Annotated in this window: 25 protein-coding genes and 2 pseudogenes; 11 read left to right on the top strand and 16 right to left on the bottom strand. The window is 62.4% G+C overall.

Features of this window, described 5'->3' with window-relative positions; genetic code table 11:
- Window positions 1–766: 766 nt before the first annotated feature.
- Entirely contained in the window at window positions 767–1,528 is a 762-nt protein-coding gene (locus tag ACSSVC_RS12775; protein WP_346631921.1) for an SDR family oxidoreductase, read from the bottom strand.
- Window positions 1,529–1,765: 237 nt separating this feature from the next.
- On the opposite strand from ACSSVC_RS12775, the gene ACSSVC_RS12770 reads away from it, so the two are divergent.
- Window positions 1,766–2,770: an NADP-dependent oxidoreductase gene (locus ACSSVC_RS12770; protein WP_346631922.1), complete on the top strand. Its 1,005-nt coding sequence runs from the start codon at window positions 1,766–1,768 to the stop codon at window positions 2,768–2,770.
- Between the two features lie 69 nt (window positions 2,771–2,839).
- Here the strand turns inward: ACSSVC_RS12770 and pyrF are convergent, their stop codons facing one another.
- Complete coding sequence (gene pyrF, locus ACSSVC_RS12765; RefSeq protein WP_213664951.1) at window positions 2,840–3,541, bottom strand: orotidine-5'-phosphate decarboxylase; 702 nt, start codon at window positions 3,539–3,541, stop codon at window positions 2,840–2,842.
- 316 nt (window positions 3,542–3,857) lie between these two features.
- Between pyrF and ACSSVC_RS12760 the strand changes: the two genes are divergently transcribed.
- The 3 genes and pseudogenes from ACSSVC_RS12760 to ACSSVC_RS12750 form a co-directional block, all read left to right on the top strand.
- Window positions 3,858–4,622 carry a response regulator gene (locus ACSSVC_RS12760; protein WP_346631923.1) on the top strand — a complete coding sequence of 255 codons (765 nt, stop codon included), beginning with the start codon at window positions 3,858–3,860 and terminating at the stop codon, window positions 4,620–4,622.
- The gene (locus tag ACSSVC_RS12755) at window positions 4,622–5,674 is read left to right on the top strand and encodes a sensor histidine kinase (RefSeq protein WP_346631924.1); all 1,053 of its coding nucleotides are present in this window, start codon (window positions 4,622–4,624) and stop codon (window positions 5,672–5,674) included. Before ACSSVC_RS12760 ends, ACSSVC_RS12755 begins: the two co-directional genes overlap by 1 nt.
- Window positions 5,675–5,757: 83 nt before the next feature.
- A pseudogene (locus ACSSVC_RS12750) lies at window positions 5,758–5,943 on the top strand (calcium-binding protein); the annotation flags it as partial.
- Window positions 5,944–5,980: 37 nt separating this feature from the next.
- Here the strand turns inward: ACSSVC_RS12750 and ACSSVC_RS12745 are convergent.
- The 10 genes from ACSSVC_RS12745 to ACSSVC_RS12700 all read right to left on the bottom strand — a co-directional run bounded on the left by ACSSVC_RS12745 (window position 5,981) and on the right by ACSSVC_RS12700 (window position 14,550).
- The gene (locus ACSSVC_RS12745) at window positions 5,981–7,033 is read right to left on the bottom strand and encodes an AI-2E family transporter (RefSeq protein ID WP_346631925.1); all 1,053 of its coding nucleotides are present in this window, start codon (window positions 7,031–7,033) and stop codon (window positions 5,981–5,983) included.
- A 69-nt stretch (window positions 7,034–7,102) separates the two neighbouring features.
- A complete protein-coding gene (locus ACSSVC_RS12740) occupies window positions 7,103–7,906 on the bottom strand; it encodes a DUF4892 domain-containing protein (RefSeq protein ID WP_404938758.1) in 804 nt (267 codons plus the stop codon).
- 8 nt (window positions 7,907–7,914) lie between these two features.
- Window positions 7,915–8,574, bottom strand: coding sequence for a glutathione S-transferase family protein (locus ACSSVC_RS12735; RefSeq protein WP_346631927.1), 660 nt, complete (start codon window positions 8,572–8,574; stop codon window positions 7,915–7,917).
- Window positions 8,575–8,624: 50 nt separating this feature from the next.
- Window positions 8,625–9,479: an alpha/beta hydrolase gene (locus ACSSVC_RS12730; RefSeq protein ID WP_346631928.1), complete on the bottom strand. Its 855-nt coding sequence runs from the start codon at window positions 9,477–9,479 to the stop codon at window positions 8,625–8,627.
- Window positions 9,476–10,282 (bottom strand): alpha/beta fold hydrolase, encoded by an 807-nt coding sequence (locus ACSSVC_RS12725; protein ID WP_346631929.1) that lies wholly within the window; start codon window positions 10,280–10,282, stop codon window positions 9,476–9,478. The genes ACSSVC_RS12730 and ACSSVC_RS12725 overlap by 4 nt, the downstream gene beginning before the upstream one ends.
- 114 nt (window positions 10,283–10,396) lie before the next feature.
- Window positions 10,397–10,840: a hotdog fold thioesterase gene (locus ACSSVC_RS12720; protein ID WP_123723823.1), complete on the bottom strand. Its 444-nt coding sequence runs from the start codon at window positions 10,838–10,840 to the stop codon at window positions 10,397–10,399.
- Window positions 10,841–10,873: 33 nt separating this feature from the next.
- A complete protein-coding gene (locus ACSSVC_RS12715) occupies window positions 10,874–12,541 on the bottom strand; it encodes an AMP-binding protein (protein WP_492612343.1) in 1,668 nt (555 codons plus the stop codon).
- A gap of 171 nt (window positions 12,542–12,712) precedes the next feature.
- Window positions 12,713–13,162, bottom strand: a complete 450-nt coding sequence (gene sixA, locus ACSSVC_RS12710) for a phosphohistidine phosphatase SixA (protein WP_346631931.1) — start codon at window positions 13,160–13,162, stop codon at window positions 12,713–12,715.
- On the bottom strand, window positions 13,159–13,506 hold the full coding sequence (locus ACSSVC_RS12705) for a DUF4389 domain-containing protein (RefSeq protein WP_102863952.1): 348 nt from the start codon (window positions 13,504–13,506) through the stop codon (window positions 13,159–13,161). The genes sixA and ACSSVC_RS12705 overlap by 4 nt, the downstream gene beginning before the upstream one ends.
- Window positions 13,507–13,524: 18 nt before the next feature.
- On the bottom strand, window positions 13,525–14,550 hold the full coding sequence (locus ACSSVC_RS12700) for an NAD(P)H-dependent glycerol-3-phosphate dehydrogenase (RefSeq protein WP_492612342.1): 1,026 nt from the start codon (window positions 14,548–14,550) through the stop codon (window positions 13,525–13,527).
- A 194-nt stretch (window positions 14,551–14,744) separates the two neighbouring features.
- On the opposite strand from ACSSVC_RS12700, the gene ACSSVC_RS12695 reads away from it, so the two are divergent.
- The 5 genes from ACSSVC_RS12695 to fabB all read left to right on the top strand — a co-directional run bounded on the left by ACSSVC_RS12695 (window position 14,745) and on the right by fabB (window position 21,695).
- Entirely contained in the window at window positions 14,745–16,871 is a 2,127-nt protein-coding gene (locus tag ACSSVC_RS12695) for a TonB-dependent receptor plug domain-containing protein (RefSeq protein WP_492612341.1), read from the top strand.
- A gap of 1 nt (window position 16,872) precedes the next feature.
- Complete coding sequence (locus ACSSVC_RS12690) at window positions 16,873–17,802, top strand: ABC transporter substrate-binding protein (RefSeq protein WP_404938750.1); 930 nt, start codon at window positions 16,873–16,875, stop codon at window positions 17,800–17,802.
- Window positions 17,799–19,700: an ATP-binding protein gene (locus tag ACSSVC_RS12685; protein ID WP_346631934.1), complete on the top strand. Its 1,902-nt coding sequence runs from the start codon at window positions 17,799–17,801 to the stop codon at window positions 19,698–19,700. The genes ACSSVC_RS12690 and ACSSVC_RS12685 overlap by 4 nt, the downstream gene beginning before the upstream one ends.
- A gap of 247 nt (window positions 19,701–19,947) precedes the next feature.
- Complete coding sequence (gene fabA, locus ACSSVC_RS12680) at window positions 19,948–20,463, top strand: 3-hydroxyacyl-[acyl-carrier-protein] dehydratase FabA (protein WP_011060067.1); 516 nt, start codon at window positions 19,948–19,950, stop codon at window positions 20,461–20,463.
- Between the two features lie 11 nt (window positions 20,464–20,474).
- Window positions 20,475–21,695 (top strand): beta-ketoacyl-ACP synthase I, encoded by a 1,221-nt coding sequence (fabB, locus tag ACSSVC_RS12675; protein ID WP_123723831.1) that lies wholly within the window; start codon window positions 20,475–20,477, stop codon window positions 21,693–21,695.
- A gap of 121 nt (window positions 21,696–21,816) precedes the next feature.
- Here the strand turns inward: fabB and ACSSVC_RS12670 are convergent, their stop codons facing one another.
- The 4 genes and pseudogenes from ACSSVC_RS12670 to ACSSVC_RS12655 form a co-directional block, all read right to left on the bottom strand.
- Window positions 21,817–22,680, bottom strand: a complete 864-nt coding sequence (locus ACSSVC_RS12670; protein ID WP_372342471.1) for a methyl-accepting chemotaxis protein — start codon at window positions 22,678–22,680, stop codon at window positions 21,817–21,819.
- Window positions 22,672–23,442: pseudogene (locus ACSSVC_RS12665) on the bottom strand (MCP four helix bundle domain-containing protein); the annotation flags it as partial. The pseudogene ACSSVC_RS12665 and the gene ACSSVC_RS12670, both read right to left, overlap by 9 nt.
- A 139-nt stretch (window positions 23,443–23,581) precedes the next feature.
- Entirely contained in the window at window positions 23,582–24,046 is a 465-nt protein-coding gene (locus ACSSVC_RS12660; RefSeq protein WP_346631936.1) for a DUF3859 domain-containing protein, read from the bottom strand.
- Between the two features lie 82 nt (window positions 24,047–24,128).
- Entirely contained in the window at window positions 24,129–25,106 is a 978-nt protein-coding gene (locus tag ACSSVC_RS12655) for an amidohydrolase family protein (protein WP_404938748.1), read from the bottom strand.
- A gap of 192 nt (window positions 25,107–25,298) precedes the next feature.
- Here ACSSVC_RS12655 and ACSSVC_RS12650 point away from each other — a divergent pair, with 192 nt between their 5' ends.
- Both ACSSVC_RS12650 and ACSSVC_RS12645 read left to right on the top strand, forming a co-directional pair.
- Window positions 25,299–25,715 carry an OsmC family protein gene (locus ACSSVC_RS12650; RefSeq protein ID WP_346631938.1) on the top strand — a complete coding sequence of 139 codons (417 nt, stop codon included), beginning with the start codon at window positions 25,299–25,301 and terminating at the stop codon, window positions 25,713–25,715.
- Window positions 25,716–25,777: 62 nt separating this feature from the next.
- Window positions 25,778–26,650 (top strand): pirin family protein, encoded by an 873-nt coding sequence (locus ACSSVC_RS12645; protein ID WP_346631939.1) that lies wholly within the window; start codon window positions 25,778–25,780, stop codon window positions 26,648–26,650.
- The last annotated feature ends 21 nt before the right edge of the window (window positions 26,651–26,671 follow it).

Here is a 26,671-nt window from a genome sequence, read left to right as displayed (position 1 = left end):
AGCATCAGGCGCGAGACCTGGCTGATCTGGTTGGCCTGCTCGATGAACTCCGCGCCCTCCTTGCCCTGGGAATCCTTGAGCGTATAGGCGCCGTCATCTGCCAGCCCGGCCTGTAGCACATCGAGGTTGTTGGCCACACTGGACACCGACCAGCTGGCCATTTCCAGGGCTAGGTCCTTGGCCTGGGTGAGCTCGACGAATTCATCGAAGGCCTTGCGATAGTCCGCCAGCGCCAGCTCGACCTCCCCCATCACCGCCTGATTGGCGGACGACTGCCCCTTGAGCTGCTGGGCCAGGAGCAACAGTGCATCCAGGCTTTCATGCAGGCTGTCCACCGTCTTGCTATCGCCGTGCAAGGCATAGTCCTGCTCCAGCAGTCGCACCTTGAGCACGCCACTGTTGAGCTGGGACATCTGCTTGAGGCCATCGAAACGCTGGCTGATGGTTTGCAGGGACCAAACGCCGATACCGGCCACCAGGGCCGTCAATAGCAACACCAGGGCAAAACCGATTCCCAGTTTCTTTGCCATGCCCAGGTTGGCAAAACGTCCACTCGCGGCCGAAGTCATGGTGCGCAGTCCCCTTCCAATCCCCAATGGCAATAGGGCCATTTTGTCTTTGCGAAGGGTCGCAACGGCGTGTACCGGCGCACAAGTCTCTGACGTCGGAATAATGGCAAAAAGCTACGCCGAGGTCGTTTTCAGGACACTGAAGGTCGATTCCATCGGGGCCCGGCGGGCTGTTGCGCCAAGGCCCGAGCCTGCACTCAGATGGCCGTGGCGCCGCCGTCGACGGTCAAGGCGTGTCCGGTGGTGAAGGCGGCGCCATCACTGCACAGATAGAGCACCGCACTGGCGATCTCCTCGACCTTGCCAATACGCCCCACCGGGTGCATCGCCGCGGCAAATTCGGCCTTCTTCGGGTCAGACTCATAGGCACGGCGGAACATGTCGGTGTCGATCACCGCCGGGCAGACGGCATTCACCCGAATCTTCTTTTTGGCGTACTCAATGGCCGCTGACTTGGTCAGGCCGATCACTGCATGCTTGGACGCCGCGTAGATGCTCATCTTCGGAGCTGCACCCAGACCGGCCACCGAAGCGGTATTGACGATCGCGCCGCCGCCCTGGGCAAGCAGCAGTGGCAACTGGTATTTCATGCACAACCAGACCCCTTTGACGTTGACCCCCATGATGGCGTCGAACTCATCCAGGGAGCCTTCCGCCAAGCGCCCCTTCTCGATCTCGATCCCGGCATTGTTGAAGGCATAGTCCAGACGGCCATAAGCCTCGACTGTCCGGGCCATGAGGTTCTGCACATCCGCCTCCTGGGTGACGTTGCAAGACACGAACAGCGCCTCGCCTCCAGCCGCCTGGATAAGCGCCACCGTCTCTTCGCCTCCGAGCACATCCAGATCCGCCACCACCACCTTCAAACCTTCTGCGGCGAACGCCTGGGCAGTCGCCCGGCCGATACCGTTGGCCGCGCCGGTCACCAGGGCCACCTGGCCGGAAAACGTCATGCTCATTGCTCAGATCCTCGATCAAGTACGGGTCAGCTACCCAATCCAATCTAGCCACAGCCGGCCATGGTCACGTCAGCACTATCAAAAGGCCGGTTGAGGTCTTATGCATCCCGGTGATGAAAGCACCCCCTTCTACATCACCACACTGGATTGCCCCCCATTCGCTGGACTGGCAAACCTTGCGGCAACGTCCTTGAGGGTCTATCAACTAGAGCTTCATTCACCCCTTGAGTGCCTGCCATGACCACCCTGACCAATCGCCAGTTCCTGCTCGCCAAACGTCCCGTCGGGGCGGCCACCCGCGAGACCTTTACCTACCAGCAGGTTGCCGTCGGCGAACCGGCACCGGGGCAGATTCTGGTGAAGAACGAATACCTGTCCCTGGACCCGGCGATGCGCGGCTGGATGAATGAAGGCAAGTCCTATATCCCGCCGGTGGGAATTGGCGAGGTCATGCGCGCCCTTGGGGTGGGCCAGGTGATTGCCTCGAACAATCCGGGATTCGCAGTCGGCGATTACGTCAATGGGGCCCTGGGTGTGCAGGACTATTTCCTGGGCGAGCCCCGCGGCTTCTATAAGGTCGACCCCAAGCTGGCCCCTCTGCCGCGCTACCTGTCCGCCCTGGGCATGACCGGCATGACCGCCTATTTCGCACTGCTGGATGTCGGCGCGCCCAAGGCCGGTGAAACCGTGGTGCTGTCCGGTGCGGCAGGCGCGGTGGGCAGCATCGCCGGGCAGATCGCCAAGATCAAAGGCTGCCGGGTGGTGGGCATTGCCGGCGGCCAGGACAAGTGCAAGTTCCTCATCGACGAACTGGGCTTCGACGGCGCCATCGACTACAAGAGCGAAGACGTGCACGCCGGGCTCAAGCGTGAGTGCCCCAAAGGCGTCGATGTGTATTTCGACAACGTCGGAGGCGACATTCTCGATGCGGTGCTCAGCCGCCTGAACCTCAAGGCCCGGGTGGTGATCTGTGGCGCCATCAGCCAGTACAACAACAAAGAGGCGGTCAAAGGCCCGGCCAACTACCTGTCGCTACTGGTCAACCGTGCGCGCATGGAGGGGTTCGTGGTGATGGACTATGCCTCGCAGTTCGCCGCCGCCGGACAGGAAATGGCCGGCTGGATGGCCAAGGGGCAACTCAAGAGCAAGGAGGATATTGTCGAAGGCCTGGAGACCTTTCCGGAAACGCTGACCAAGCTGTTCAGCGGTGAGAACTTCGGCAAGCTGGTACTGAAGGTCTAACCTGCTGGAGCCGACTTGCCGGTGAACCGCAGCATGCGTTTCGCCAGCAAGCCAGCTCCTGCAGCAGGCTTAGAGGGCCAGTTCGGCCACTACGTCGGCCAGGGCCTTGGCCGGATCGGCCGCCTGGCTGATGGGACGACCAATCACCAGGTAATCGGAGCCGGCGTCCAGAGCCTGACGCGGGGTGAGAATCCGCCGCTGGTCGTCCTGGGCGCTGCCCGCCGGACGAATTCCCGGGGTCACCAGTTGCAGGGAAGGATGGGCGCTCTTCAGAGCTTGGGCCTCTAGGGCCGAGCACACCAGACCGTCCATGCCGGCCTTTTGTGCCAGGGCGGCCAGGCGCAGTACCTGCTCCTGGGGCTCGATGTCCAGGCCGATACCGGCCAGGTCCTCACGTTCCATGCTGGTAAGCACGGTGACGCCGATCAACAGCGGTTTGGGACCTGTACGCTGATCCAGCACCTCGCGGCAGGCTGCCATCATGCGCAGGCCGCCAGAGCAATGCACGTTGACCATCCACACGCCCATTTCCGCAGCAGCCTTGACCGCCATGGCGGTGGTGTTGGGAATGTCGTGGAACTTCAGGTCCAGGAACACTTCGAAACCCTTGTCGCGCAGGGTCCCGACAATCTCGGCGGCACAGCTGGTGAACAGCTCCTTGCCGACTTTGACCCGGCACAGTTTCGGGTCCAGTTGATCGGCCAGTTTCAGTGCGGCGTCACGGGTGGGGAAATCCAGGGCGACGATGATAGGAGTCTGGCAGGCGGACATGAAGGGGCTCTCAGGCAAGTCGAAATCGGCGCGGATTGTAGCGCAAGCCGTGGCGATCCGGGACCCGATGAAAGGTAAATCATCCTCAACGGTGGTCGAGAATGCCGATCCGGCCAACAAATCCCCCGGGGGACGCGGTCTTTGTATCAAACCGGATACACTGACGACACGTCAGCAACAACCCCCGACGCTACCCTCCCCAGCCGCAATACCCTCGAACAGCACTTCCAGCCCCCGGGCCGGACGCCTATGCTGAAGCCACAACCTCGCCGTCACCGTCTGGTGGCCGGTAGCCTACCTGGCAGATGAACGCCCCATGCATAACACTCCAGCCCCTCTCAACGACGACTCCAAAGCTGCAGTCAATGGCGACGACAAGCGCTGGAACACCCGGGCCCTGATCGTCGACGACGACGTACCGATCCGCGAACTGCTGATCGACTATCTGGCGCGTTTCAACATCCACGCCAGCGGCGTCACCGACGGAGCTGCGATGCGTCAGGCCCTGCAGGCCGAACACTTCGACGTGGTGGTACTGGATCTGATGCTGCCCGGAGAGGACGGCCTGTCCCTGTGCCGCTGGCTGCGCACCGAATCGGATATTCCGATCCTCATGCTCACTGCCCGCTGCGAACCCACCGACCGCATCATCGGCCTGGAACTGGGGGCCGACGACTACATGGCCAAGCCCTTTGAACCCCGAGAGCTGGTGGCGCGAATCCAGACCATCCTGCGCCGGGTCCGTGATGATCGCAGCGAACAGCGAGCCAATATCCGCTTCGACAACTGGCGCCTGAACAGCGTCCTGCGCCAGCTGATCTCAGCCGATGGCCTGGTGGTGCCGCTGTCCAATGCCGAGTTCCGCCTGCTCTGGGTATTCATCGAGCGCCCGCGCCGGGTATTGAGCCGCGAACAACTGCTGGACGCCGCCCGGGGACGCTCCATCGAGGCCTTTGATCGCAGCATCGACCTGCTGGTCTCGCGCCTGCGGCAGAAGCTCGGGGATGATCCGAAATCACCGCAGTTGATCAAGACCGTGCGCGGTGAGGGCTACCTGTTCGACGCCCGAGATATCGGCTGATGCGTGGGCGCTTCGATACGCTGTTCGGCCGCCTGTTCGGCGTCCTGCTGATCGCGATCGTACTCGCCCACCTGTTGGCATTCTTCTGGTTTCACCATTACGGGCCACCACGGCCACCACCTCCCCCCACCCATTCGGCGACGCTCAGCAATGGCCAGCCTTCGGCTCCGCCACCACATTTCCCGAGACGCCCGCCACGTCCCTGGTTCGGTGGCCCATTGGTGCCCCTGACCTTCCAGTTCATCTCCTTGATCATCGCCGCCTGGTACGGCGCCAAGCTGCTATCGCGCCCCATCCAGCGCCTCAGCGATGCCGCCGAACGCCTGAGCGAAAATCTCGACAGCCCGCCGCTGGAAGAGGTCGGCCCCCGGGAAGCGCGACAAGCAGCCAGCGCCTTCAACCAGATGCAGAAGCGCATACAGGAACAGGTTCAGCAACGGGGGCGCATGCTCGGCGCCGTGTCCCACGACCTGCGCACTCCGCTGTCGCGACTCAAGCTGCGCCTGGAACAGATCGAGGACAGCAAGTTGCAAGGGCAGATGCGCCAGGACCTGGACGACATGATCAAGATGCTCGATGCCACCCTCAGCTATCTGCATGAACAGCGCACCAGCGAGGCGCAGCAATGGATGGATGTGCAGGCGCTGGTGGAGTCGCTCTGCGAGAACGCCCAGGACCAGGGCGCCGACGTCCAGGCCCAGGGCCATTGCGCGCCCCTGCTGGTGCAGCCGATGGCCCTGCAGTCCTGCCTCAACAACCTGCTGGACAACGCCTTGCGCTATGCCGGGCAGGCCACCCTGGCCCTGGAAGACAACCGTGAGCAGTTGCTGATCCGGGTCATCGACCATGGACCGGGGATTGCCGCCGACAAGCGTGAGGCCGTGTTCGAGCCCTTCTTCCGCCTCGAAGGCTCGCGCAACCGTAACTCCGGCGGTGTAGGCCTGGGCATGACCATCGCCCGCGAGGCTGCGGAGCGCATGGGTGGACAATTGCTGTTGGACGAAACCCCGGGCGGCGGCCTGACTGCAGTGTTGCACCTGCCTCGCCCCTGAGCGCCTTATGTAGCGACGGGTAGAAAATTCAAATACCCAGGACAACTCCCCCTCTGAGGCTGCAAGAGCCGGTGTCTCCCAGTAGCAGTGGCGGTATCAGCAGCGATGAGCTCAAGGCGGCGCTGCAAGCCGGACGCAATCAGCACAGCGGCTCCCAGGAGCAGCAGGCGAATATCGCCGAAGCCCTGGGCAAGATGATCGCCAACTGGAGCAAGCAGTATCAGTTGAACACCAGCAGCGTCGGCAACAGCGTCAACGTCGCCCCTTGAAGCAACTGCCGCTCCCACGGGAGCGGCAATCGGAAGATCAGCGCGGTTCCTGGGTCCGGGCCTGGCTAGCGCTCCAGTCCAGCAACAGGCTGTAGGCCACCGCCAGCAGGGTCGGGCCGATGAACAGACCGATAAAGCCGAAGGCAATCAGGCCGCCGAACACGCCGAGCAGCACAATCACCAGCGGCAGGTTGCCGCCGCGACTGATCAGGTAAGGCTTGAGCACGTTGTCCACGCCACTGATGATGAAGGTGCCCCAGATTCCCAGGAACACCGCCATGCCGTATTCGCCCTTCCAGGCCAGCCAGGCCGTAGCCGGAATCCACACCAGGGGCGGTCCCATGGGAATCAGGCTGAGCAGGAAGGTGACGATCCCCAGCACCAGCGCCCCGGGAACGCCGGCAATCAGAAAACCGATCAGCGCCAGCACGCCCTGGGCTGCTGCGGTACCTATGACTCCGTTGACCACCCGTTGCACGGTGCCGGCCACCAGTTCGATGTAATACCCGGCCCGGTCACCGATCAGGCGCTCCAGCAGCTTGTGCACGAACAGCGCCAGGCGCGGACCGTCGCGGTAGAAGAAAAACACGAAGACAATACTCAGGGTCAGCTCAAGAATGCCCCCGCCAATCTGCGCACTGCGGGCCAGCAACCAGTTGCCCACCTGCCCCAGGTACGGCTTGACCGCCAGCATCAGGGCCGCGCCCTGCTGGTCGATGCTGTCCCACAGCCCTACCAGCCGCTCCCCTATCAGTGGCAAGCCGCCGAGCCAGGCGGGAGCCTCGGGCAGCCCATCCACCTGCACGTCCTTGATAAAGGCCGTGGCATCGCGCACATGGTCCGCCAGATTGAGACCCAGCCAGACCAGGGGCGCCGCCACCAGGACCATCCAGCCCAGGGTCAGCAACGCTGCGGCCAGGGATTCGCGGCCATTGAGCCAACGGGTCAGCAATCGCATCAGAGGCCAGCTGGCAAAGGCCAGTACCGCGCCCCAGAACAGCGCCGACCAGAAAGGCGCCATCACCCAGAAGCTGGCACCGAACAACACCAGGAGCAGGATCTGCACCAGCAGTCGATCGTTATTGGGCATGAAATGTCTCGCGCAAGAAGAATCAGAGAAGAGTAGGCGAACCCGCGAGTGCGGGCCGCCTGAAACAGCTTAACGCAGCCGTTCGAAGTGCAGGCCGGCCACTTCGGTGTCGCCGGTCTCCATGCGCGCGGCCAGCACGCCCTGGCCGATCAGGGCCTGGCGCCAGGCTTCAGCCTGTTTGCCGGACAGGCTGACCCGCATCGTGGTGTCCAGATTCAAGCCACGGGAGAGCAGGTTGAGCCAGACGGGCTGGGGGTCCGTCAGTTTTGGCAGATCCAGTTTTCCCGTGTCCTTCAACTGCCGTAACAGGGTCGCCGAGGTGGGCAGCAAGTCGCCCAGAGGCGCTCCAGCATCGAACTGCTCCACATGGAGGTAGGCCCGGCGATTACCCCGGGTGATGCTGTACAAGGCCACCAGGGTGTTGTCCTGGGGCGCCGCCAGCCGCAACAGCAGATAGGCCTGCTGCTCATCGGCGCCATACAGCTTGGCGTTGCCGAACACGTCATTGGCCCACAGGCTGCTCTCGCCGCAATCCCGGGCCTGGCACCAGAACAACAGCTCGGCCCCCTGCTTCTGCAGCGCCTCCCGGGCCAGGGTGAAGGCCTCGTTGGAGCTGCGCTCGGCAGGCAATTGGTAGGTAATGGCGGTGAGCTTGCCCCGGGCATTGACCTGTCCGTCAAAACGCAGCTGGCCGCTGATCCTGCGGACTGACCCCAAAGGGTAGACGCGCTCCTGCTCCACTTCGGGGCGGTAGTCGACGATTTGTGCGTCGGTCAGACGGGGAACCAAAGGCAGGTCATGACTGCCCGGCAGATCGGCGGCAAACGCCAGCGAGCTTAACAAGGCCAAGCCCGGAACACTGATTGAACGCATGAACACTCTCATCGGATAAGCATGGCCTGGGCACCTTTGACGACGCTGGCGTCGTCACTGCGTTGCGGAACCTGCAAGCCGCGCTGGACCGCAGGCCGGGCCTCCAGGGCCGCCATCCAGCGTTGCAGGGCCGGCAATCCCTGCACCGAGACTCCGGACCATTCATGACCGCGCACCCAGGGGAAGGTGGCGATATCGGCAATGCTGTAGTCCCCGGCCAGATAGTCGACCTGTTGCAGGCGAGTATCGAGCACCTCGTACAGGCGTCGGGTTTCATGCTGATAGCGGTCGATGGCGCCCTGGAGCTTTTCCGGGAAGTAGCGGAAGAACACGTTGGCCTGGCCCTGCATGGGACCCACCCCGCCCATCTGGAACATCAGCCACTGCATGACGATGGAGCGGCCCTTGGGGTCGGTGGGCAGCAACTGGCCACTGCGTTCGGCCAGGTACACCAGGATCGCGCCGGATTCAAATACCGGAAAATCACCATTGTCGCGGTCGACGATGGCCGGAATACGCCCATTGGGATTGATCTTCAGGAACGCTGGGGCTTTTTGCTCCCTCTTGTCGAAACTCAAGGCATGCACTTCATAGGGCAGCCCGAGTTCTTCAAGCAGGATGGAAACCTTGTGACCATTGGGGGTCGCAGCGGTGTACAGATCTATCATGGTTGTCTCCCATTTCAACCCGCCCAGCCTCGACAGTTGCCCCCGTCAAGTCAAGGAACGGCGAAAAACCGATTGAAACAGTCTGCGACAAAGCGGGCACCGGTCTCATCATTGAGATGCAGATGGTGCCCGCCTGGCAGCTGTTCACGGCTAAAGGGTAGACGCTGCAACAGCGCTTCGTGCCTGGCCAGCATGCCATCGGCCGCTACCACCAGCTGGGTTGGACAACTGACACGCTGGACGAAGGACATGGCCTGCTCTTCGGTCAGGCGCAGCGGCGAGGCCAGGGTCAGGCGACTGTCACTGCGCCAGGTGTAGCCGCCAGGCACCGGCATCAGGCCACGCTGGGCCAGCAATTCGGCAGCCTCGCGGCTGACCGCCACCAGCCCCTTCATCCGCGCCTCGATGGCCCGCTCCAGGGTGCTGTAGACCGGCTTGCGCTTGTCCTGCAGGTGGATTTGCGCCTGCAGGGCCATGCCCAGGCGTTCGGCGGCGTCCTCACCCTTGGCGGTTGGTGGAATGACCCCGTCGATCAAAGCCAGGTGGCTGACCCGTTCCGGCAGCGCGGCCGTCAGCACCAGGGATACGATCGCCCCCAGGGAATGGCCCATCAGGGCGAAACGCTTCCAACCCAACTGTTCGGCGACTTGCAGCACGTCGTACACGTAGTCCCACAAGGCGTAGCCGGCCCCCAGGGGGCGATGCCCTGAATGACCATGGCCGGCCAGGTCCAGGGCAACGATACGCAGCCCCTTGAGCTTGGGCGCCAGCCGGGCAAAGCTGTTGGCGTTGTCCAGCCAGCCGTGCAGGGCGATGACCGGCAAACCGTCTTCGGGGCCGAACAGATGAGCCGCCAGCTCGATGTGGGGCAGACTCAGGCGCACTTCCTCGACGATATGGCTCATGCACAACTCCGTTGCTGGCGATCGTCCCAGCGGCTGAACAGTTCCTTGAGCAAGGCCGCCGTGGCATCGGGCCGTTCAAGGGGAAACATGTGGCCGCCGGGCATGGTCAGCGACTCACCATGGGGCATGCGCCCCACCGCACTGGTGTGATGACGCATCACCACCCGGCTCTGCTGCCCCCGCACCACCGCCAGAGGCACCTTTAGCTGGCGGGCACTGCCGGGGCTGGTGTGGGGCACACCGCGATAGATGCTGATCTCGGTAGCCGGATCGAAGCGCAACCGCAGCCGGTCGCCCACTTGCTGCAGGCCATGCTGCAAGTACGCGTCCAGACAGTCCGGGTCGAAAGCGCGAAACAGGGTCTTGCGCGAGAAGTAGCTGCGGGCCGCTTCGATATCGGCAAACTCCTCGCGACGTCCCAGGGTGCGCCCGGCGGGAGTCAAGCGGTCGATGAAACCAAAACGCTTGGCGGCGCGGATCACCCATTGATCGGCCCGGGTCAGCACCGGGGAGTCGAGCATGACCACGCCCCGATACAGCTCCGGACAACGCAAGGCCGCATGCAAGTGCAACACCCCGCCCAACGAATGTCCGACGCCCCATACCGGCTGGGCCTGCTGTTGCAGGTGGTGAATCAATTCGTCCACCAGGCTGCGCCAGTTGTCGTCCACTGGAAAACGCGGGTCATGGGCATGCTGCTGCAAGTGGCTGACCTGGAATTCAGGCGCCAAGGCAGCGAACAACTTGCCGTAAGTCCCAGAGGGAAACCCATTGGCGTGAGCGAAAAACACCTGTTGCGACATACCGACTCATCCATCCACCAAACCAACAACGATTGTCCGCAAGGCCCTGCGCCAGGGCAATGACCGTAACGGACAGGAATGCTGACACCCGGGCTCAGCCTATGGCCCGTCGTCTCAAGGCGCCGGCGGCTTCTGCCCCAGCGGCACCACCGCCATGGTCAGGCGCGAGACGCAACTGGCCTTGCCTTCATCACTGCTCAAGCGGATGTCCCAGACGTGGGTAGTGCGCCCGATATGAATGGCCCTGGCCACCGCTGTCACCCGGCCGCTGCGCAAGCCCCGCAAATGGTTGGCGTTGATCTCCAGGCCCACGCAATAGAACTGGCTGGCATCGATGCACAAATAACTGGCCATGGAGCCGACGCTTTCCGCCAGCACCACCGACGCGCCGCCATGCAACAGGCCATAGGGCTGGTGGGTGCGATGGTCGATGACCATGCTCGCCGTCAACGACTCCTCGTCGTAGGACTCAAAGCGAATATCCAGCACTTCGCCGATGGTGTTCTTCTGGATTGCGTTCAGTTGTTCAATGTTCGGAGTGGTACGCCACAGACTCATCGCCGCTTCCTTCTTTCGGGTTGTTCTTGTCGATCAATCCTGCCACAGCACGGCTTCGCTACGCTCGCTCCAGGTTTGAAAACTCCCGCCATAGGTGGCTTCGATCACATTGCGCTTGATCTTCAGGGTCGGAGTCAGAAAGCCGTTCTCCACGGCCCAGTTGTCCTTGACCACCACCAGCCGATGCAAACGCTCGTGCTTGTCCAAGCTGCCGTTGACCTGGGCCAGGAGGCTTTCCAGGCTGTTGTGCAACCCTTCCCGGGAGCTGCCGCCAGCAGCCTGCAAGCCGGCCGCTGAAAGCACGCACAGCCCCAGCGGCGCGCTCAAGCCATCACCCACCACGCACACCTGCTCGATATGGGCATGCACCGCCAGGCGATTCTCGATGGGGGCCGGGGCCACATACTTGCCCTTGCTGGTCTTGAATATTTCCTTGAGCCGGCCAGTCAGGCGCAAATTGCCGGTGGCATCCTGCTCGCCCTTGTCACCCGTGCGCAAAAAACCATCCTCGGTGATGGTTTCCGCCGTTTTCTGCGGGTCCTTGTAATACCCCAGCATGGTGGCCCCGCTGCGCACCTGGACCTCCCCCGCCTCATCGATACGGACTTCGACCTCAGGACAAGGCCGGCCGATCCAGCCCGGAACATGCTCCCCGGATCGCCCGATATGGGAATAACCGCAGCTTTCGGTCATGCCGTAGACCTCCAGCACATCCAGGCCCAGACGGCGATACCAGTGCAACAGGGTCTGGGGGACCGGCGCGGCCCCCGACAAGGCCAGACGCAATGCATCGAGTCCCAGTCCGGCCAGCACCTTGTGACCGACGCGCCTGCCGATGAAAGGCAGGCCCAGAAGAAAATCCAGGCGTTTGGCCGGCACCTTGCTGTAGACCCCCATTTGGAACTTGGTCCAGATCCGCGGCACGCCAAATAGCGCAGTGGGCCGGGCCCGTTGCAGGTCAACCAGGAAAGTATCGAGACTTTCGGCAAAGAACACGGTCTGCCCGGTGTAGATCGCCGCCATCTCGACGAACATGCGTTCGGCCACATGACACAACGGCAGGTAGGACAGCAACCGATCCTCGGGGCCCAGGCCGAAAAGCCCGACGCCGTGGCTGGCGGCAAATCCCAGGTTGCCGAAACTGTGCATCACGCCCTTGGGCATGCCGGTGGTACCGGAGGTGTAGATGATGGTGGCCAGTTGATCCGCAGACGGGCAAGGGCTGTCCGCCTGTGGTTGGCAACGCTGCACCTGATCCCAGTCGAAATCGAAATGCCCCTCGGGGCCCAGCGGCAGACGGATGGTGGGCAACCCGGGCTTGACCCCCGGGGCCATGCCCGGCCAGTCATCAAGCTTGCCGATTAATGCCAGGGCCGACTCGGAATGCTCCAGTACCTGGGCCACCGAATCGGCTGTGAGGTTGGGATACAGCGGCACCGACACATGCCCGGCCATCCAGATCGCCAGGTCGCTGATGATCCAGTGGGCGGAGTTCTTGCCGATGATTGCAATGTTGCTGCCAGGAGCCAGCTGCCGCTCCCGCAGCCACTGGGCGGCACGACGGGCCTGTTGGCCGACGTCGAACCAGCTCAACGCCTGCACCTGTCCTCCGGCGCTGGGCTGAACCAGGAAACGTTGGTGGGGATGACGAGCTTCGCGCTCGTAGAACACTTGCAGCGGCAAACTGAAAGCAGCAGACATGACTCGCTCCTTTGTTTTTATTCTGTTCGTGATACCAACCAAGCACTTGCTTGGCTGACTATTCCACGCACAAAGGAGCGCTGCAAGTTAAGAAATGTAGCGGATCACGACCCGATACCGACCGGGTGCAAAAGGTAATGGCGGCCGAAGGATTCCCGGCCGCCGCCCGCATCAAGGGTGCTTGACGCCGTTGAGGGTCATCAGTCCCGCCAGAGGCCAGTCGCCCTCCAGCTCCGCCAGGCTGGCGGTGTTCATGGGCTGGGGATCACGCAGATGGCCATGCTGCAACAGGCCGATCAGGCTACCCACCAGGGGCTGATGGCTGACCAGCAGCAAATTGTCCGCACTGTCCAGTTGCTGCAGCACCTGCAGCGGATTGGCCTCCGGCGTCAGCCAGGACACGGTGCGGACCTCTCCTTCGAACCCCAGCGCCTCGCGTACCAGCTGGGCAGTTTGCTGGGCTCGTACATAAGGGCTGGCGATGATTGCGCTGATGGGCTGGCCAATCAGGTGCGCGGCGCTGCCCAGCACTTCCTCACGGCCGTGGGCGGTGAGATTGCGCTGAGCATCGGTGGGCGCGTGGGATTCGGCCTGACCATGGCGCAGGACCCACAGTTTCACAGCTTGGGCTCCTCATCGCGCACCGGATGGGGTGCTGGCGGCACGCTATGGGGAGCCTCCCCTTCAGGTGCCCGTGGGGTTGGCCAATCCGAGAACGGCCAGGGCTTCTGCTCGGTATGGAAACTGCCGAAACGGCCGATCTGAGCCAGGAACTGGCTCAGGCTGTCACCGAAATTCATCAGGCCGGCATTGGGTGCGCCATAGATCAACCGATAAACAAGCTGCACCAGGACCAGGGCACCCAGGAGAAACTGCGCCACCTGCCACACCATCACGAACACCAGCATCCACAGCACGCGCAGGAGGATGGATTCATATTTGGCTTCGGAATTCGTATCGTTCATGTCTGGCTCCTGTGCTACTCAGTTGAATCCGCTGGTGGAGATAAAATCGACGTCGGTTTTCGGCTCGCCGCGCATCAAGAGCTCGATCACCTGATTCAGCGTACGCCCTTCGAACAGAATCGCGTGCAGCCCGGCTACCAGCGGCATGTAGACCCCCAGCTCCTGGGCCTTGGCCTTGAGCACCTTGAGGGTGTTGACGCCCTCCGCCACTTCGCCCAGGCGGGTCACCGCCTCTTCCAGGCTCAGGCCCTGGCCCAGGGCAAAGCCCACCTGATAGTTGCGGCTCTTGGGCGAGGAACAGGTGACGATCAGGTCACCGACACCGGCCAGACCGAGAAAGGTCATGGGATTGGCGCCCTGACTCACGGCAAAGCGGGTCATTTCCGCCAGCGCGCGGGTAATCAGCATGCTCTTGGTGTTTTCCCCCATGCCCAGGGCCACCGCCATGCCGGCGATGATTGCATAGACGTTCTTCAGTGCCCCGCCCAGCTCCACGCCAAAGCGGTCGGCACTGGCATAGACGCGAAAAGTCCGGCCATGCAGTGCGGCCTGGACCCGCTGGCACAGTTCTTCGTCTTCGCTGGCAACCACGGTAGCGGTCAGGGCGTGTTCGGCCACTTCACGGGCCAGATTGGGCCCGGAGAGCACGCCGATCCGCGCTTGCGGGGCGATATCCTCGAGAATCTCGCTCATCAGCTTGAAGGTCTGGGCCTCGATGCCCTTGGTCAGGCTGACCAGCATCTTGCCGCTCAACAGTTGCGCGTGGGGCGCCAGTACCGAGCGCAGGGCGCTGGAAGGCAAGGCGACAAAGCACAGGTCACTGTCATTCAGGGTGGCCAGCAGGTCGGTGACCGGCTCCACCGCCGGATGAATCTTGATGCCCTTGAGATAGCGCGGATTCTCGCGATTGACCCGAATGGCCTCAGCCTGTTCGGGATCACGCATCCACTGCCGCACCGGATGACCGTTCTCGGCCAGCAGATTGGCCACGGCGGTACCAAAACTTCCGCCTCCCAGGACCGCAATAGGGCGCTGTTGTGTCATATGCAATCCGTTTATCCATAGCAGTGGCGATGGCGCATTATACGGGGCGGTTTTCCCACCACCAGCCCCAGCAGCCATTCAGGCGATCTGTCGGGAACGGGTGGAGTCATTCGGGGAATGTCGGGCTTATCGACTGGAAAACTCGACTGTCTCGGTTAACATGCGCGCCATCTTTCAAGATTCAAGGCTGTGCCGTGTCCGTTGGCCCCTCACCTCTTCGTCTGTCACTGCTGCTGGGCATGCTGTTCGGCCACTCGGTGCTGGCCGACGATCTGTTTCTCGACGGTTCCGCCCTGCCGCAAGTCTTGACCGCCACCCGCCTGAAACAATCCCCTGCTGCGGTCCCCGGCAGCATGACCGTGCTCGACAATGAACTGATCAAGGCCAGCGGCGCCCGGGATATCAGCGAACTGCTGCGCCTGGTGCCGGGCATGATGGTCGGCGCCATCAGCGGCAACCAGGCCACCATCAACTACCACGGTACCAATGCCAGCGAAGCCCGACGCATGCAGGTGCTGATCGACGGACGCTCGGTGTATCGCGCGGGCCTGGCCACGGTGGACTGGAGCGATATCCCGGTGGCCATGGAGGACATCGAGCGCATCGAAGTGTTTCGTGGCCCCAACACCGTCAGCTACGGCGCCAACGCGCTGATGGCGGTGGTCAACATCATTACCCGCTCACCCGCCAACAGCCACGGCACGCGCTTCAAGGTGACTCGGGGCCAGCGCGGCATCAACGACTGGTACGCCAGCCAGGGCACCGGCTGGGAAAGCGGCGACCTGCGGCTGTCGTTGTCGGGGCAGGAAGATGATGGCTTCGACAGCCGCCTCGATGGTTCGGACTACCGCGACAGCAGGCGCTTGAATCGCGTCAGCCTGTCGGTGAGTCAGATGCTCAATGAACAACAAAGCATCGATTGGCAATTGAATGCCAAGGAAGGTACCAACCAGCGGCCCTATACCTACAAGCCGGTGTTCTATGGCGTGTCCCAACAGGGCAACAACTCCGACGTGGTGGCCAAGGACTACGCCGGGTCACTGCGCTGGAACCTGGAGTTCAATGCGCAGCACAGCCTTTATGTCCAGGGCTCGGCACAGCACTGGGATCGCCAGCAGACCTGGCGGGCCTGTGATGCGGCCATTTCCTTCAGCCCCGAACTGACGCGCCTGTGGCAACTCAACCCCAATTACGCAGAGCGCCTGGCGCGCGGCATCAAAGGTTTCAGCGATGCCGGTGCCCCGCCCCCGGGATCTCCAGCCGAGCAGGCCATAGCCCAGCAGGTCCTCACCCAGTGGAACGCCGGCGGCAAGAATACCGTCTGCGGCAATATCGACCAGAGCGCCCGGGAAACTCGCTACGACCTGGAGTTGCAGGACACCCTGAGCCTCAGCGATAACCTGCGGCTGGTCAGCGGCATGAACTATCGTTACGACCGGGCCGACTCCGAAACCTACTTCAACGGCACCCTCGACGACACCACCTGGCGCCTGTTCGGCCAGTTGGAGTGGCGGGCCAGCGAACACTGGCTGATCCAGGGCGGGGCTATGTACGAAGACACCCAACTGACCGGCAACTCGCTGACGCCACGGATCGCCGTCAACTACCTGATCAATCCGCGCCACGGGCTGCGCGCGGTGTATTCGGAAGCCATCCGCTCTGCGGACATGTTCGAGAACAACGTCAACTGGAGTTACCGGGTCACCGGTCTGAGCGCTCCGGTCTACGGCCAGAACAGCGCCCAGTACTTCGTCAGGACCCGTGGTCCCGGCAATCTTGACCAGGAGCACATGCGCTCTCGAGAGCTGGGCTACAACGGCTATTTCATCGACCAGGCACTGAATCTGGACCTCAAGCTGTTCTACGACGAAATCACCGGAATGATCAGCGAACCGCTGCGCAACAACCAGTACATCGCCAGCAACAACAACTCGTCGCGCTTCTCCGGCACCGAGAGCCAGCTGGACTGGCAACTGAGCCGCGCCGACCGCCTGCGCCTGACCTACGCCTATGTCCATGCGCAAGCCAGCAATCGCCTGGACCAGCACCTGACCGCCAGCAAAAGCGGTTCTGCCGGCTGGCTGCGCAATTGGGGCCAGGGCTGGTCCAGCGCCCTCTTCTACTATGGTGACAACGCCCTCAACGGCTACCGCTTCCAGCGCATCGACGCCCGCATCGCCAAACGCCTGGTCCTGGGCAAGGCCAGCCTGGAACTGGCAGGCACGCTGCAACAGCGGCTTGACCATGAGCCCACCACCTTCGCCGACAATCTCTACGACTCACGGCACGTGGCCTACCTCAGTGCCGAGCTGGAGTTCTAGCATGGGTCGGCGTGGGCCCTGGAAGGCCCTGGGCGTTCATCGCTGCCTCGGTCTCTGCCTGATCGTGCTGGGCCTGCTGCTGGCGACTCCGCTGCGGGCAGCCGACGTGTTGCTGACCGCCAGTGAAGACAGCGACAGTGTGCGTACCTTCACCGAAGAACTGGCCACTCAGCGTCCTCAGGACCAGGTGCGCTTCGTGCCCTTGGCACAACTGCCGGCACCGAGCCAACTGCCCGCAGCCACGCGCCTGATCCTGCTGGATCCGCAAAGCCTCGATTGGCGCCTGCAAGACCCGCAAGGGCCGGCCACCCTGGTCCTGCGGATCAGCCGCCTGCAAGCCCAGCAGCGCCTGCAAGGCGCGCCTCACCCCAAACTCAGCCTGCTCTGGAGCGACCCGCCCCTGAGCCGCCAACTGCGGTTGATCCACAAGGTCTTGCCCCAGGTGCGCCGGGTCGGCGTGCTGTACAGCGAGGACAGCCAGTTTCTGCTCAAGGAACTGCGCAGCGCAGCGCAATCCATGGCAATGGAAATCGTCGCCGAACCCTGGGACAGCATTAATGACAGCCGCCCGCTGCAGAACCTGCTGCGCAACAGCGAGGTGCTGCTGGGCCTGGACGACCCCAAGCTGTACAACCCGAAAACCGTGAAGAACCTGCTGCTGAGCAGCTACGCCCGGCAGCAGGCACTGATCGGGCCCAATGCCGGTTTCGTCAGGGCCGGCAGCCTGGCCAGCACCTACAGCGATCAGCAGGACTGGCTGCAGACCCTGGACAGCCTGCTGGATCAAGCACCGGCCCGCTGGCCCAGGGAGCTGTACCCGGCTGCCTTCAAAGTACTGAGCAATCCACAGGTGGCACGCTCCCTGGGCATCGAAGAAATCGACCCGCAAGCCGTCGCGCACCAGTTGAGTGAAGGAGAGAAACACCCATGACATTGCGTCGCCGGTGGGATATCCAGACCCGCACTCAGCTCATCAGCCTGGGCCCGGCCCTGCTCCTGACCCTGTTGCTGATCAGCTTCTTCACCTTCGTGCGTCTCCAGGATCTGCGCCAAGAGCTGAACCATACCGGCCAACTGATAGCCAACCAGTTGGCCCCGGCCACCGAGTACGGGGTGATCTCCGGCAACAACGAAGGCCTGGAAAGCCTGTTGCAAGCCACCCTGGCCACGCCCCATGTGCACTTTCTGGAGGTCCAGGACAGCGCCAACAACATCCTGGTGTATGTCGAGCAGCCGTCCGCCAGTCACAACCACGCCCAACAGATCAAGGTATTCCAGGCGCCGATACGCTTGCAGCGCATCCAGGTGCACAACGATTTTCTGCAGAATGATCCCGCCAGCCTGAGCCCCCAGGGTGACGGTTACCTGGGGCGGGTCATTGTTGGCATGTCCAATGACGCCTTCAGCCAGCGTCAGCAGGAAATCCTCCTCAAGGCCGGGATTCTCGCTCTGTTCGCCTTGCTGTTCACCTTCTTCCTGGCTCGACGCCTGGCGGCCGGCCTGGCGCAACCCATCAGCGCCATGGGCCACGCGGTGAAGGCGATTCAGGAAGGCGACTTCAAGACACCGCTGCCGATTGTCGACGACGGCGAGCTGGGCAATCTGGCGCGACATATCAACAACCTCGCCGCCGGCCTGGAACTGGCCAGCCGTGAGCAGCAACAGGCAATGTCACAACTGATTCAGACCCGGGAAGATGCAGAGCGAGCGAACAAGGCCAAATCCGACTTCCTGGCGATGATGAGCCATGAGCTGCGTACCCCGATGAACGGCGTGCTGGGGATGCTGCAATTGCTGGAAACCACCGAGATGACCCAGGAGCAGAGCGAGTACGCGGCATTGGCCTCGGAATCCACCGAGCACCTGCTGAAGGTGATCAATGACATCCTCGACTTCTCGCGCATCGAGCGCTCGGCCCTGGAGCTGGAGCACATTCCGTTCAACCTTGCCGAGTTGATCAGCAGCTCGGCCCAGGCCTTCCAGCACAGCGCATTGCAACGAGGCCTGGACCTGCAACTGCGGCTACCGCCGGGCATGGAATCGCTGCAGGTCAAGGGCGACCCCACGCGAATCCGCCAGATTCTGGTCAACCTGATCGGCAACGCGCTGAAATTCACCGAACAAGGCAACGTCACCATCGAGCCACAGTGGCAGGCCCTGGATCACGAACTCCTGTGGTTCACCTGCTCGGTGCGCGACAGCGGGATCGGCATCAGCCCGGCCAGCCTGGAACTGATGTTCGATGCATTCCAGCAAGCCGACAGTTCGATTTCCCGGCGCTACGGCGGCACGGGCCTCGGCTTGCCGATCGCCCGCACGCTGGCCGAACGCATGGGCGGCACCCTGCGCGCCCAAAGCGAAGAAGGCCAGGGCTCGGTGTTCACTCTGGAAATCCCCTTGGCGCTGTTTCAGCAAAGCCTGCCGGTGCTGGCGCCGCGAGTGAATACGGCCGCTCACCAGGGCGAAGGCCGCAACGTGCTGCTGGTGGAGGACAACCCGGTGAACCAGACCGTGATCCAGGCCATGTTGCGCAGCCTGGGCTTCACCGTGAGCATCGTCACTGACGGTGCCCAGGCGGTACGCAGCGCCGAAAGCCTGATTTTCGAGGCCATTCTGATGGACTGCCGACTGCCACTGGTCGACGGCTACGAAGCCACCCGGCAGATCCGCCAACTGCCCGGCTGCGCTGATTTGCCGATCATCGCCCTGACCGCCAACGCCTTGCAGGGCGACCGCGAAGCCTGCCTGGCGGCGGGCATGAACGACTACCTGGCCAAGCCGTTCAAGCGGGCGGATCTGCAGCAAATTCTCCAACGTTGGGTGCAGTAACAGGCTATTTTCGAACAGGTGCGACTGGCGTGATGGGCGAAAGTGCGGCAGTCTTAGGCACCCGACGGGGCCCCGAAAAGGCCCTCAAAAAAAATTTCAGTGCACAAGTGTACATTCATGCCCTTTGCGCTGTGACTTTCACTACAACGCAATAGTCTATGAGTAGGCTGCCGGCTCGAGGCATGAACGCTTCGATCGGCCGGGAAGATTGCCCAACCCTGCCGCACGGGACTATTGAGGAGCTCGCATGACCAAACAAAACGCCTTTACTCGGGAAGACCTGCTGCGCTGCAGTCGCGGTGAGCTGTTCGGCCCAGGTAACGCGCAACTGCCCGCCCCCAACATGCTGATGGTGGATCGCATCACCCATATCAGCGAAGAGGGTGGCAAGTACGGTAAAGGTGAATTGGTCGCTGAGCTGGATATCACTCCAGACCTGTGGTTCTTCGCTTGCCACTTCGAAGGCGATCCGGTGATGCCGGGCTGCCTGGGCCTGGATGCCATGTGGCAGCTGGTCGGTTTCTTCCTCGGCTGGCAAGGCCTGCCGGGCCGCGGCCGCGCCCTGGGTTCGGGGGAAGTGAAATTCTTCGGCCAGGTACTGCCGACCGCGAAAAAAGTCACCTATAACATTCACATCAAGCGCGTGCTCAAGGGCAAGCTGAACATGGCCATCGCCGATGGTTCGGTCAGCGTTGACGGCCGCGAAATCTATACCGCCGAAGGCCTTCGGGTCGGCGTGTTTACCTCAACTGACAACTTCTAAGGGTTATCCGCATGCGCCGCGTCGTTATCACTGGTCTGGGCATTGTTTCGTGCCTGGGCAATGACAAAGAGACCGTCTCCGCTAACCTGCGTGCAAGTCGCCCTGGCATCCGCTTCAACCCGGAATATGCCGAAATGGGTCTGCGTAGCCAGGTTTCCGGCTCCATTGACCTGAACCTTGAAGAGCTGATCGATCGCAAGATCTATCGCTTCGTCGGCCATGCGGCGGCTTACGCCTACCTGGCCATGAAAGACGCCATCGCCGACTCCGGTCTGAGCGAAGAGCAAGTGTCCAACCCCCGCACCGGCCTGATCGCCGGCTCCGGCGGCGCTTCGACCCTGAACCAGATGGAAGCGCTGGACATCCTGCGCGAGAAAGGCGTCAAGCGCGTTGGCCCATACCGTGTAACGCGGACCATGAGCAGCACCGTTTCCGCCTGCCTGGCCACACCGTTCAAGATCAAGGGCCTGAACTACTCCATCGCCTCTGCCTGCGCCACCAGTGCTCACTGCATCGGTACCGCCATGGAACAGATCCAGATGGGCAAGCAGGACATCGTCTTCGCCGGTGGCGGTGAAGAAGAGCATTGGACCCAGTCGTTCCTGTTCGATGCCATGGGCGCCCTGTCCACCCAGTACAACGAAACCCCGGAAAAGGCCTCCCGCGCCTACGACGCCAAGCGTGACGGTTTCGTCATTGCCGGCGGTGGCGGCATGGTGGTGGTCGAGGAGCTGGAACACGCTCTGGCCCGTGGCGCCAAGATCTACGCGGAAATCGTCGGCTACGGCGCCACTTCCGATGGCTACGACATGGTGGCTCCAAGCGGCGAAGGCGCAATCCGCTGCATGGAAATGGCCATGTCCACCGTCGACGCACCGATCGACTACCTGAACACCCACGGCACTTCGACTCCGGTCGGCGACGTTGCCGAGATGAAGGGCGTGCGTGAAGTGTTCGGCGACAAGGCCCCGGCCATCAGTTCCACCAAGAGCCTGTCGGGTCACTCCCTGGGCGCCGCCGGCGTTCACGAAGCGATCTACTGCATGCTGATGATGGAAGGCAACTTCATGGCCGGTTCGGCCAACATCGACGAGCTGGATCCGGAAGTGGCCGACATGCCGATCCTGACCAAGACTCGCGAAGATGCCACCATCAACACCGTGATGAGCAACAGCTTCGGCTTCGGTGGCACCAACGCCACCCTGGTGCTGAAACGCTGGCAGGGCAAGTAAGCCCCGCGGCTTCGCCGAATGAAAAAGGCCCCGACTGGTTCGGGGCTTTTTTTCGCCTGGAGCTCACTGGCAAGCCGCCTCCTACGCCACCTGTATGAAGCGGATCGCCGGCCAAACAACCTCACACCGAAAAGCGCGCCACCATGGTGTTCAGATCCACCGCCAGCCGCGACAGCTCCTGACTGGCGGCGCTGGTCTGGTTGGCCCCCGCCGAGGTCTGCAGCGCCAGATCACGGATGTTCATCAGATTGCGATCCACCTCCCGCGCCACCGCTGCCTGCTGCTCCGAGGCACTGGCAATCACGATATTGCGCTCGTTGATCAGGGTGAAGGCCGAAGCGATTTCCTCCAGCGCCTGCCCCGCCGCCTTGGCCACTTCCAGGGTCGAGCGGGCACGGCTGTTGCTGTGCTGCATGGAACTGACCGCCTGGTCGGTGCCTTGCTGAATACCACCGATCATCTGCTCGATTTCCTGGGTCGACTGCTGGGTCCGATGGGCCAGGGCCCGCACTTCATCCGCCACCACGGCAAACCCGCGCCCGGCATCCCCGGCTCGCGCAGCCTCGATGGCCGCGTTCAGTGCCAGCAGATTGGTCTGCTCGGCGATGGAGCGAATCACATCCAGCACCTTGCTGATGCCATAGACCTTCTGTGCCAGGTCTTCCACCTGACTGGCATTGGTCGTCACATCCTCGGCCAGCAACTCGATGGACAGCACCGTCTGATGCACCTGCTCACGCCCATGCTGGGCGATCCGGTCCGACTCCCGAGAGGCTTCGGACGTGGCCACAGCATTGCTGGCCACCTCCTCCACCGCGGCGGTCATCTGATTCACCGCGGTGGCCGCCTGCTCGATTTCCAGGCTCTGCTGATGCAGGCCCCGGGTCGCATCCTCGGTCACGCAACTGAGCTCTTCCGAGGCGGAGGCCAACTGGCTGGAAGAATCGGAAATGCGCCGGATGGTTTCCCGCAGACTGTGCTGCATGGCCTTGAGCGCTTGCAGCAGGCGTGCCGGCTCATCCTTGCCAACCACCGTGATATCCCCCGTCAGGTCACCGCCGGCCACCACCTCGGCGACACTCAGGGACTGGGCCAGGGGCAGGACGATACTGCGGGTCAGCAACAATGCCAGGCCAATGGTGACCAGCGCCGCCAACACGATCATGCCCACCACCCAGACCCGTGACTTGCTGAACACGGCCTGGGCCAGGTCCGTGGCTTGGGTCGCGCTCTGCTTGTTCAACTCGATCAGGTCATGCAGGGTCGCCGCCATTTCGTCGGCCAATTGGTTCATTTCGCCATTGACCACCTTGACCGCCTCTTCCAGCTGGTTCTGGCTGGAAAAGGCCATGACCTGGGCCTGGCGCTGCAGGTACTGCTTCTCAATGACCTTGAAACGATCGAACAGGATCCGCTCCTGGGGCAGCACGATCAATGACTCATAGCGGCCCTGGGCAGCCCCCAGGCCAGTCTTGATGTCGTTGATCTTGTTTTCGTTCTGGGCAATCGCCTGCGGGTCGCGATTGATCAGCAGACGCAGGGTCAGGGCGCGGATGCGCAGCAGGTCCTGACTCATGTCACCGACCGACATGACGCTGGGCAGCCAATTGCTTTCCACCTCATCGGACTGCTGACGCATATTGGCCATCTGCATCAGGGCGAATGCCCCGAGAGCAAACACCATTAGCGCCAGCAAGCCGAAACCCAGGCTTGCGCGCGGCGCGATATTGAGACTTCTGAGGCTCATTCCTCTGGCTCCTTCCTAGAGCGCTGCAAGAACTTGCAGCAGGGTGCTCTTAGACGGTATCGGGCCGTTGGAAAATTGCGTAAGACAAAAACGTGATATCAAAACGCCCTAGCACTCCAATACCTGGGCGTAAAACGATTCAGCGCACAGAAAATCGCTGTTCTGCCAACAAACGGTCACCCTGGAAGACCATGAAGTGCCATTCGCCGGGCACCACTTCGTGGCTCTCCGTGAATTCGTAGGCCATCACATCCTGAGGCGCATTGGGCACCAGCTTCTGGGTGATCTCGAACTTGTCATGGCGCGCACCGTCCGGGGTACGGATACCCGGAGTCAGGTAGAGCAGAGTCAGGGGCTGATCCTCGGCCACCTTGCCCAGCAGTTGGTAGCGCATGCCGAATTTGGTCCCCAGCTTGGCGGGCACCACCGAGGTTGGCTGGATCTTCTCGTTGCTGCGGCGCAGCACCCGCTCCCCCGACTGCAGCTCGGCCTTGGGCCCTTCGAACAGGCCATATTCCACAGGGCCTTCCAGACGAACTTCGGCACTGGCCAGGCCACTGAAAATCATCAGCGCCGCCAGGGCGCTGGTACGAGTGAAGTGCATATCGCGCTCCTTGATTGAGATGGCGCGAGCTTATGAAGCAGGCGTGACAGGCTGATGACAGTCTGCGACCAGGGCGAGGCGCCTACCTGCGGTGGCGGGCGGGGAGGATCGCGAGGAAGTTGTCATGGGCCACCTGACGCGCCACATCCTCGGGCAAGGCATCGAGGAAGACATCGAAGCTGTGCAGCTCCCGCCCCAGCTTGTTGAACCGTCCCACCACATCCGACCCCAGCATGAAGCGCTCCGGGAAGCGCTCCACCAGCTGCAGCCACTCCTGGCGGGGCTCGCCCTGCTCATCCAGCAGATAGGGCGTGAGCAAGCTCCAGGACAGGTCTATGTAGAGATTCGGGTAGCTGTCCAGCAGCCGCGCCAGGGTGGGCAACAGAAACTCCAGGCGCACCTGATGACGATGGATCTCGGCGCTAGTGCCGGCATGGGCCCAGATGAAGCGCGTATGAGGATGGTTGCGCAACGGCTCTTCGATTTCTGCCAGGTACAGCGGGTTGCGTTCGCGCTTGGAGGTGATGTTGGAATGCAGCATGACCGGTAGATCGTTCTCCGCCGCCAGATGATAGATCTTGGTCATCGCCTCGTTGTTGGCCCGTGGCGTGTCACCGGCAGTCAAAGCCGTGAGGTCGTCATGGCGGGTGAAGACTTCACCGATGCCCTGCCACAGGCCCGGATCAAGGTCGAGCATGCGTTGGATATGCGCCGCAGAGTTCTTGTCATTGGGATTGAAACCGGACAGGAAGGGATGAAAACGCTGACGCTGCTCAGGGGACAGTTGCTTCACCGCAGCCGCCACCAGCACATCGGTGGCGCTGTACCAATAGGCATCAGCATCGTCACCGGCGTAATAACGTGGACGCTTGGGTTCATCCTCGTGCCATTTCTTGGCCACCGGAATGCCGGAAATCATGACCTGTTCGATACGGTTGTCAGCCATGGCCTTGAGCAACGCATCCATGCCCGCGGTTTCCTGGAAGAAGTCCACGTAATGCATGTGAGCATCGCTGTAGCGGTAATCCCGTGCCTGGGCCGCCCCACAGGGCAGTTGCATCAGCAACACCCCAAGGCACGTTCCGTATAAATGATTCCAGTGCACCACAGCGTCTCCGAAGGGTTGAAGCCGGGTAGACCCTGCGCCCAGGCAGCAGGTTCAGAAAAAGGGGAACGCCTGTGCCTTCCCATGCTCTATAACTTCAGCACCTTTACAGCCTGATCCGATATTCATCACTGCCTGAGGTTTGCCATGACCATTACCGTCAATACCGAGTCCAGCGAAGGTTTCCGCCACAGCATCCAAGTGGATGACCATCAGTTGTTCACCGACCTGCCCCAGTACGCCGGGGGCGAAGGCACTGCACCAGAGCCCCACGACTACTTCGATGCCGCTCTGGGTGCCTGCAAGGCCCTGACCCTGAAGCTTTACGCGCAGAAAAAAAACATCCCGCTCACCGGAGTCACGGTGGAGCTCAAGCACGACAACAGCCAGGAGCAGCAAGGCAAATACGCCCTGCATGTAAAACTGACCCTCAAGGGCGTGCTCACTGACGCCCAGCGCGATGAGCTGCACCGGGTGGCCGACCGTTGCCCGATCCACAAACTGATGACCACCAGTGAAGTCAGCATCGAGACTCACCTCTCCGAAGGCGCCTTCAGCCAGTAGCGGCAAGACTGGCACAAGCGGGTTATGCTCCCGGGCATAACCCGATCAGCCTGGTATCCGCCATGAATTCTCCCCTCGTGATCCGTCCCCGTATCGAGGACGTTGAAGGCCAGCCCATCCTCCGCCCCCTGCCTTCGGCGCAGTGCCGCAGCGTCGGGCCCTTCGTGTTCTTCGACCATATGCTGGCCACGCCCTACCCCGCCGGCAAAGGCATGAACATCCGCCAGCATCCGCATATCGGCCTCTCGACCCTGACCTACCTGTTCAGCGGACAGATCCAGCACAAGGACAGCCTGGGCTCGGATCAGATTGTCCAGGCCGGAGACGTCAGCTGGATGACGGCCGGCAGCGCCATCGCCCATGTCGAGCGCACCCCCGAGGCCTTGCTGGCCGAGGATTTCGAGATGCATGGATTGCAGGTCTGGCTGGCCTCGCCCAAAGAGCACGAGCAAGGCCCGGGGCATTACAGCCACCACCCGGCCGCTACGCTGCCGGTGAGCGCCAACCTCGGGGTGACAATCCGCATGATTGCCGGAACGGGTTTCTGCCTGGAGTCCCAGGTGCCGGTGCTCTCTCCCACCCTGTACGCCGAACTGCATTTGCAGACCGCTACCAGCCTGCTGATCCCTACCGAGCATCAACAACGCGCCCTGTATGTACTGGACGGCGAGGCACACCTGGATGGAGAAGCGATCAGCGCGCACTCGCTGGTGGTGTTGCCGGAGGGAGAAAGCGTGACCCTGTTCGCCGAGAGCGACTGTCACGCGGTACTGATCGGTGGCGCGCCCCTGGACGGACCACGGCGGATCAACTGGAACTTCGTCGCCAGCGATCCGGCACGTATCGATGAAGCTCGCCAACGCTGGGCCGCCGGGGATTGGCCCCAGGTGCCGGGAGAAAGCGAGCGCATCGAATTGCCACCCGCTCGCCACTGATCGGTAGGGGCCGGCTTGCCG

The organism is Pseudomonas sp. E1BtOHC1 (assembly GCF_058744285.1).
This window is presented reverse-complemented; position numbering and strand designations above follow the sequence as displayed.

Excerpts from the sequence above, each read along its gene's own strand:
- fabA (WP_011060067.1), top strand. The coding sequence starts at position 19,948 with ATGACCAAACAAAACGCCTTTACTCGGGAAGACCTGCTGCGCTGCAGT.
- ACSSVC_RS12700 (WP_492612342.1), bottom strand. The coding sequence starts at position 14,550 with ATGACACAACAGCGCCCTATTGCGGTCCTGGGAGGCGGAAGTTTTGGT.
- ACSSVC_RS12685 (WP_346631934.1), top strand. The coding sequence starts at position 17,799 with ATGACATTGCGTCGCCGGTGGGATATCCAGACCCGCACTCAGCTCATC.
- ACSSVC_RS12715 (WP_492612343.1), bottom strand. The coding sequence starts at position 12,541 with ATGTCTGCTGCTTTCAGTTTGCCGCTGCAAGTGTTCTACGAGCGCGAA.
- ACSSVC_RS12735 (WP_346631927.1), bottom strand. The coding sequence starts at position 8,574 with ATGATAGATCTGTACACCGCTGCGACCCCCAATGGTCACAAGGTTTCC.
- fabB (WP_123723831.1), top strand. The coding sequence starts at position 20,475 with ATGCGCCGCGTCGTTATCACTGGTCTGGGCATTGTTTCGTGCCTGGGC.
- ACSSVC_RS12740 (WP_404938758.1), bottom strand. The coding sequence starts at position 7,906 with ATGCGTTCAATCAGTGTTCCGGGCTTGGCCTTGTTAAGCTCGCTGGCG.
- ACSSVC_RS12755 (WP_346631924.1), top strand. The coding sequence starts at position 4,622 with ATGCGTGGGCGCTTCGATACGCTGTTCGGCCGCCTGTTCGGCGTCCTG.
- ACSSVC_RS12705 (WP_102863952.1), bottom strand. The coding sequence starts at position 13,506 with ATGAACGATACGAATTCCGAAGCCAAATATGAATCCATCCTCCTGCGC.
- ACSSVC_RS12760 (WP_346631923.1), top strand. The coding sequence starts at position 3,858 with ATGCATAACACTCCAGCCCCTCTCAACGACGACTCCAAAGCTGCAGTC.
- ACSSVC_RS12720 (WP_123723823.1), bottom strand. The coding sequence starts at position 10,840 with ATGAGTCTGTGGCGTACCACTCCGAACATTGAACAACTGAACGCAATC.
- ACSSVC_RS12670 (WP_372342471.1), bottom strand. The coding sequence starts at position 22,680 with ATGCAGCACAGTCTGCGGGAAACCATCCGGCGCATTTCCGATTCTTCC.
- pyrF (WP_213664951.1), bottom strand. The coding sequence starts at position 3,541 with ATGTCCGCCTGCCAGACTCCTATCATCGTCGCCCTGGATTTCCCCACC.
- ACSSVC_RS12650 (WP_346631938.1), top strand. The coding sequence starts at position 25,299 with ATGACCATTACCGTCAATACCGAGTCCAGCGAAGGTTTCCGCCACAGC.
- ACSSVC_RS12655 (WP_404938748.1), bottom strand. The coding sequence starts at position 25,106 with ATGCAACTGCCCTGTGGGGCGGCCCAGGCACGGGATTACCGCTACAGC.
- ACSSVC_RS12775 (WP_346631921.1), bottom strand. The coding sequence starts at position 1,528 with ATGAGCATGACGTTTTCCGGCCAGGTGGCCCTGGTGACCGGCGCGGCC.
- ACSSVC_RS12660 (WP_346631936.1), bottom strand. The coding sequence starts at position 24,046 with ATGCACTTCACTCGTACCAGCGCCCTGGCGGCGCTGATGATTTTCAGT.
- ACSSVC_RS12725 (WP_346631929.1), bottom strand. The coding sequence starts at position 10,282 with ATGTCGCAACAGGTGTTTTTCGCTCACGCCAATGGGTTTCCCTCTGGG.
- ACSSVC_RS12730 (WP_346631928.1), bottom strand. The coding sequence starts at position 9,479 with ATGAGCCATATCGTCGAGGAAGTGCGCCTGAGTCTGCCCCACATCGAG.
- ACSSVC_RS12745 (WP_346631925.1), bottom strand. The coding sequence starts at position 7,033 with ATGCCCAATAACGATCGACTGCTGGTGCAGATCCTGCTCCTGGTGTTG.
- ACSSVC_RS12770 (WP_346631922.1), top strand. The coding sequence starts at position 1,766 with ATGACCACCCTGACCAATCGCCAGTTCCTGCTCGCCAAACGTCCCGTC.
- ACSSVC_RS12690 (WP_404938750.1), top strand. The coding sequence starts at position 16,873 with ATGGGTCGGCGTGGGCCCTGGAAGGCCCTGGGCGTTCATCGCTGCCTC.
- ACSSVC_RS12645 (WP_346631939.1), top strand. The coding sequence starts at position 25,778 with ATGAATTCTCCCCTCGTGATCCGTCCCCGTATCGAGGACGTTGAAGGC.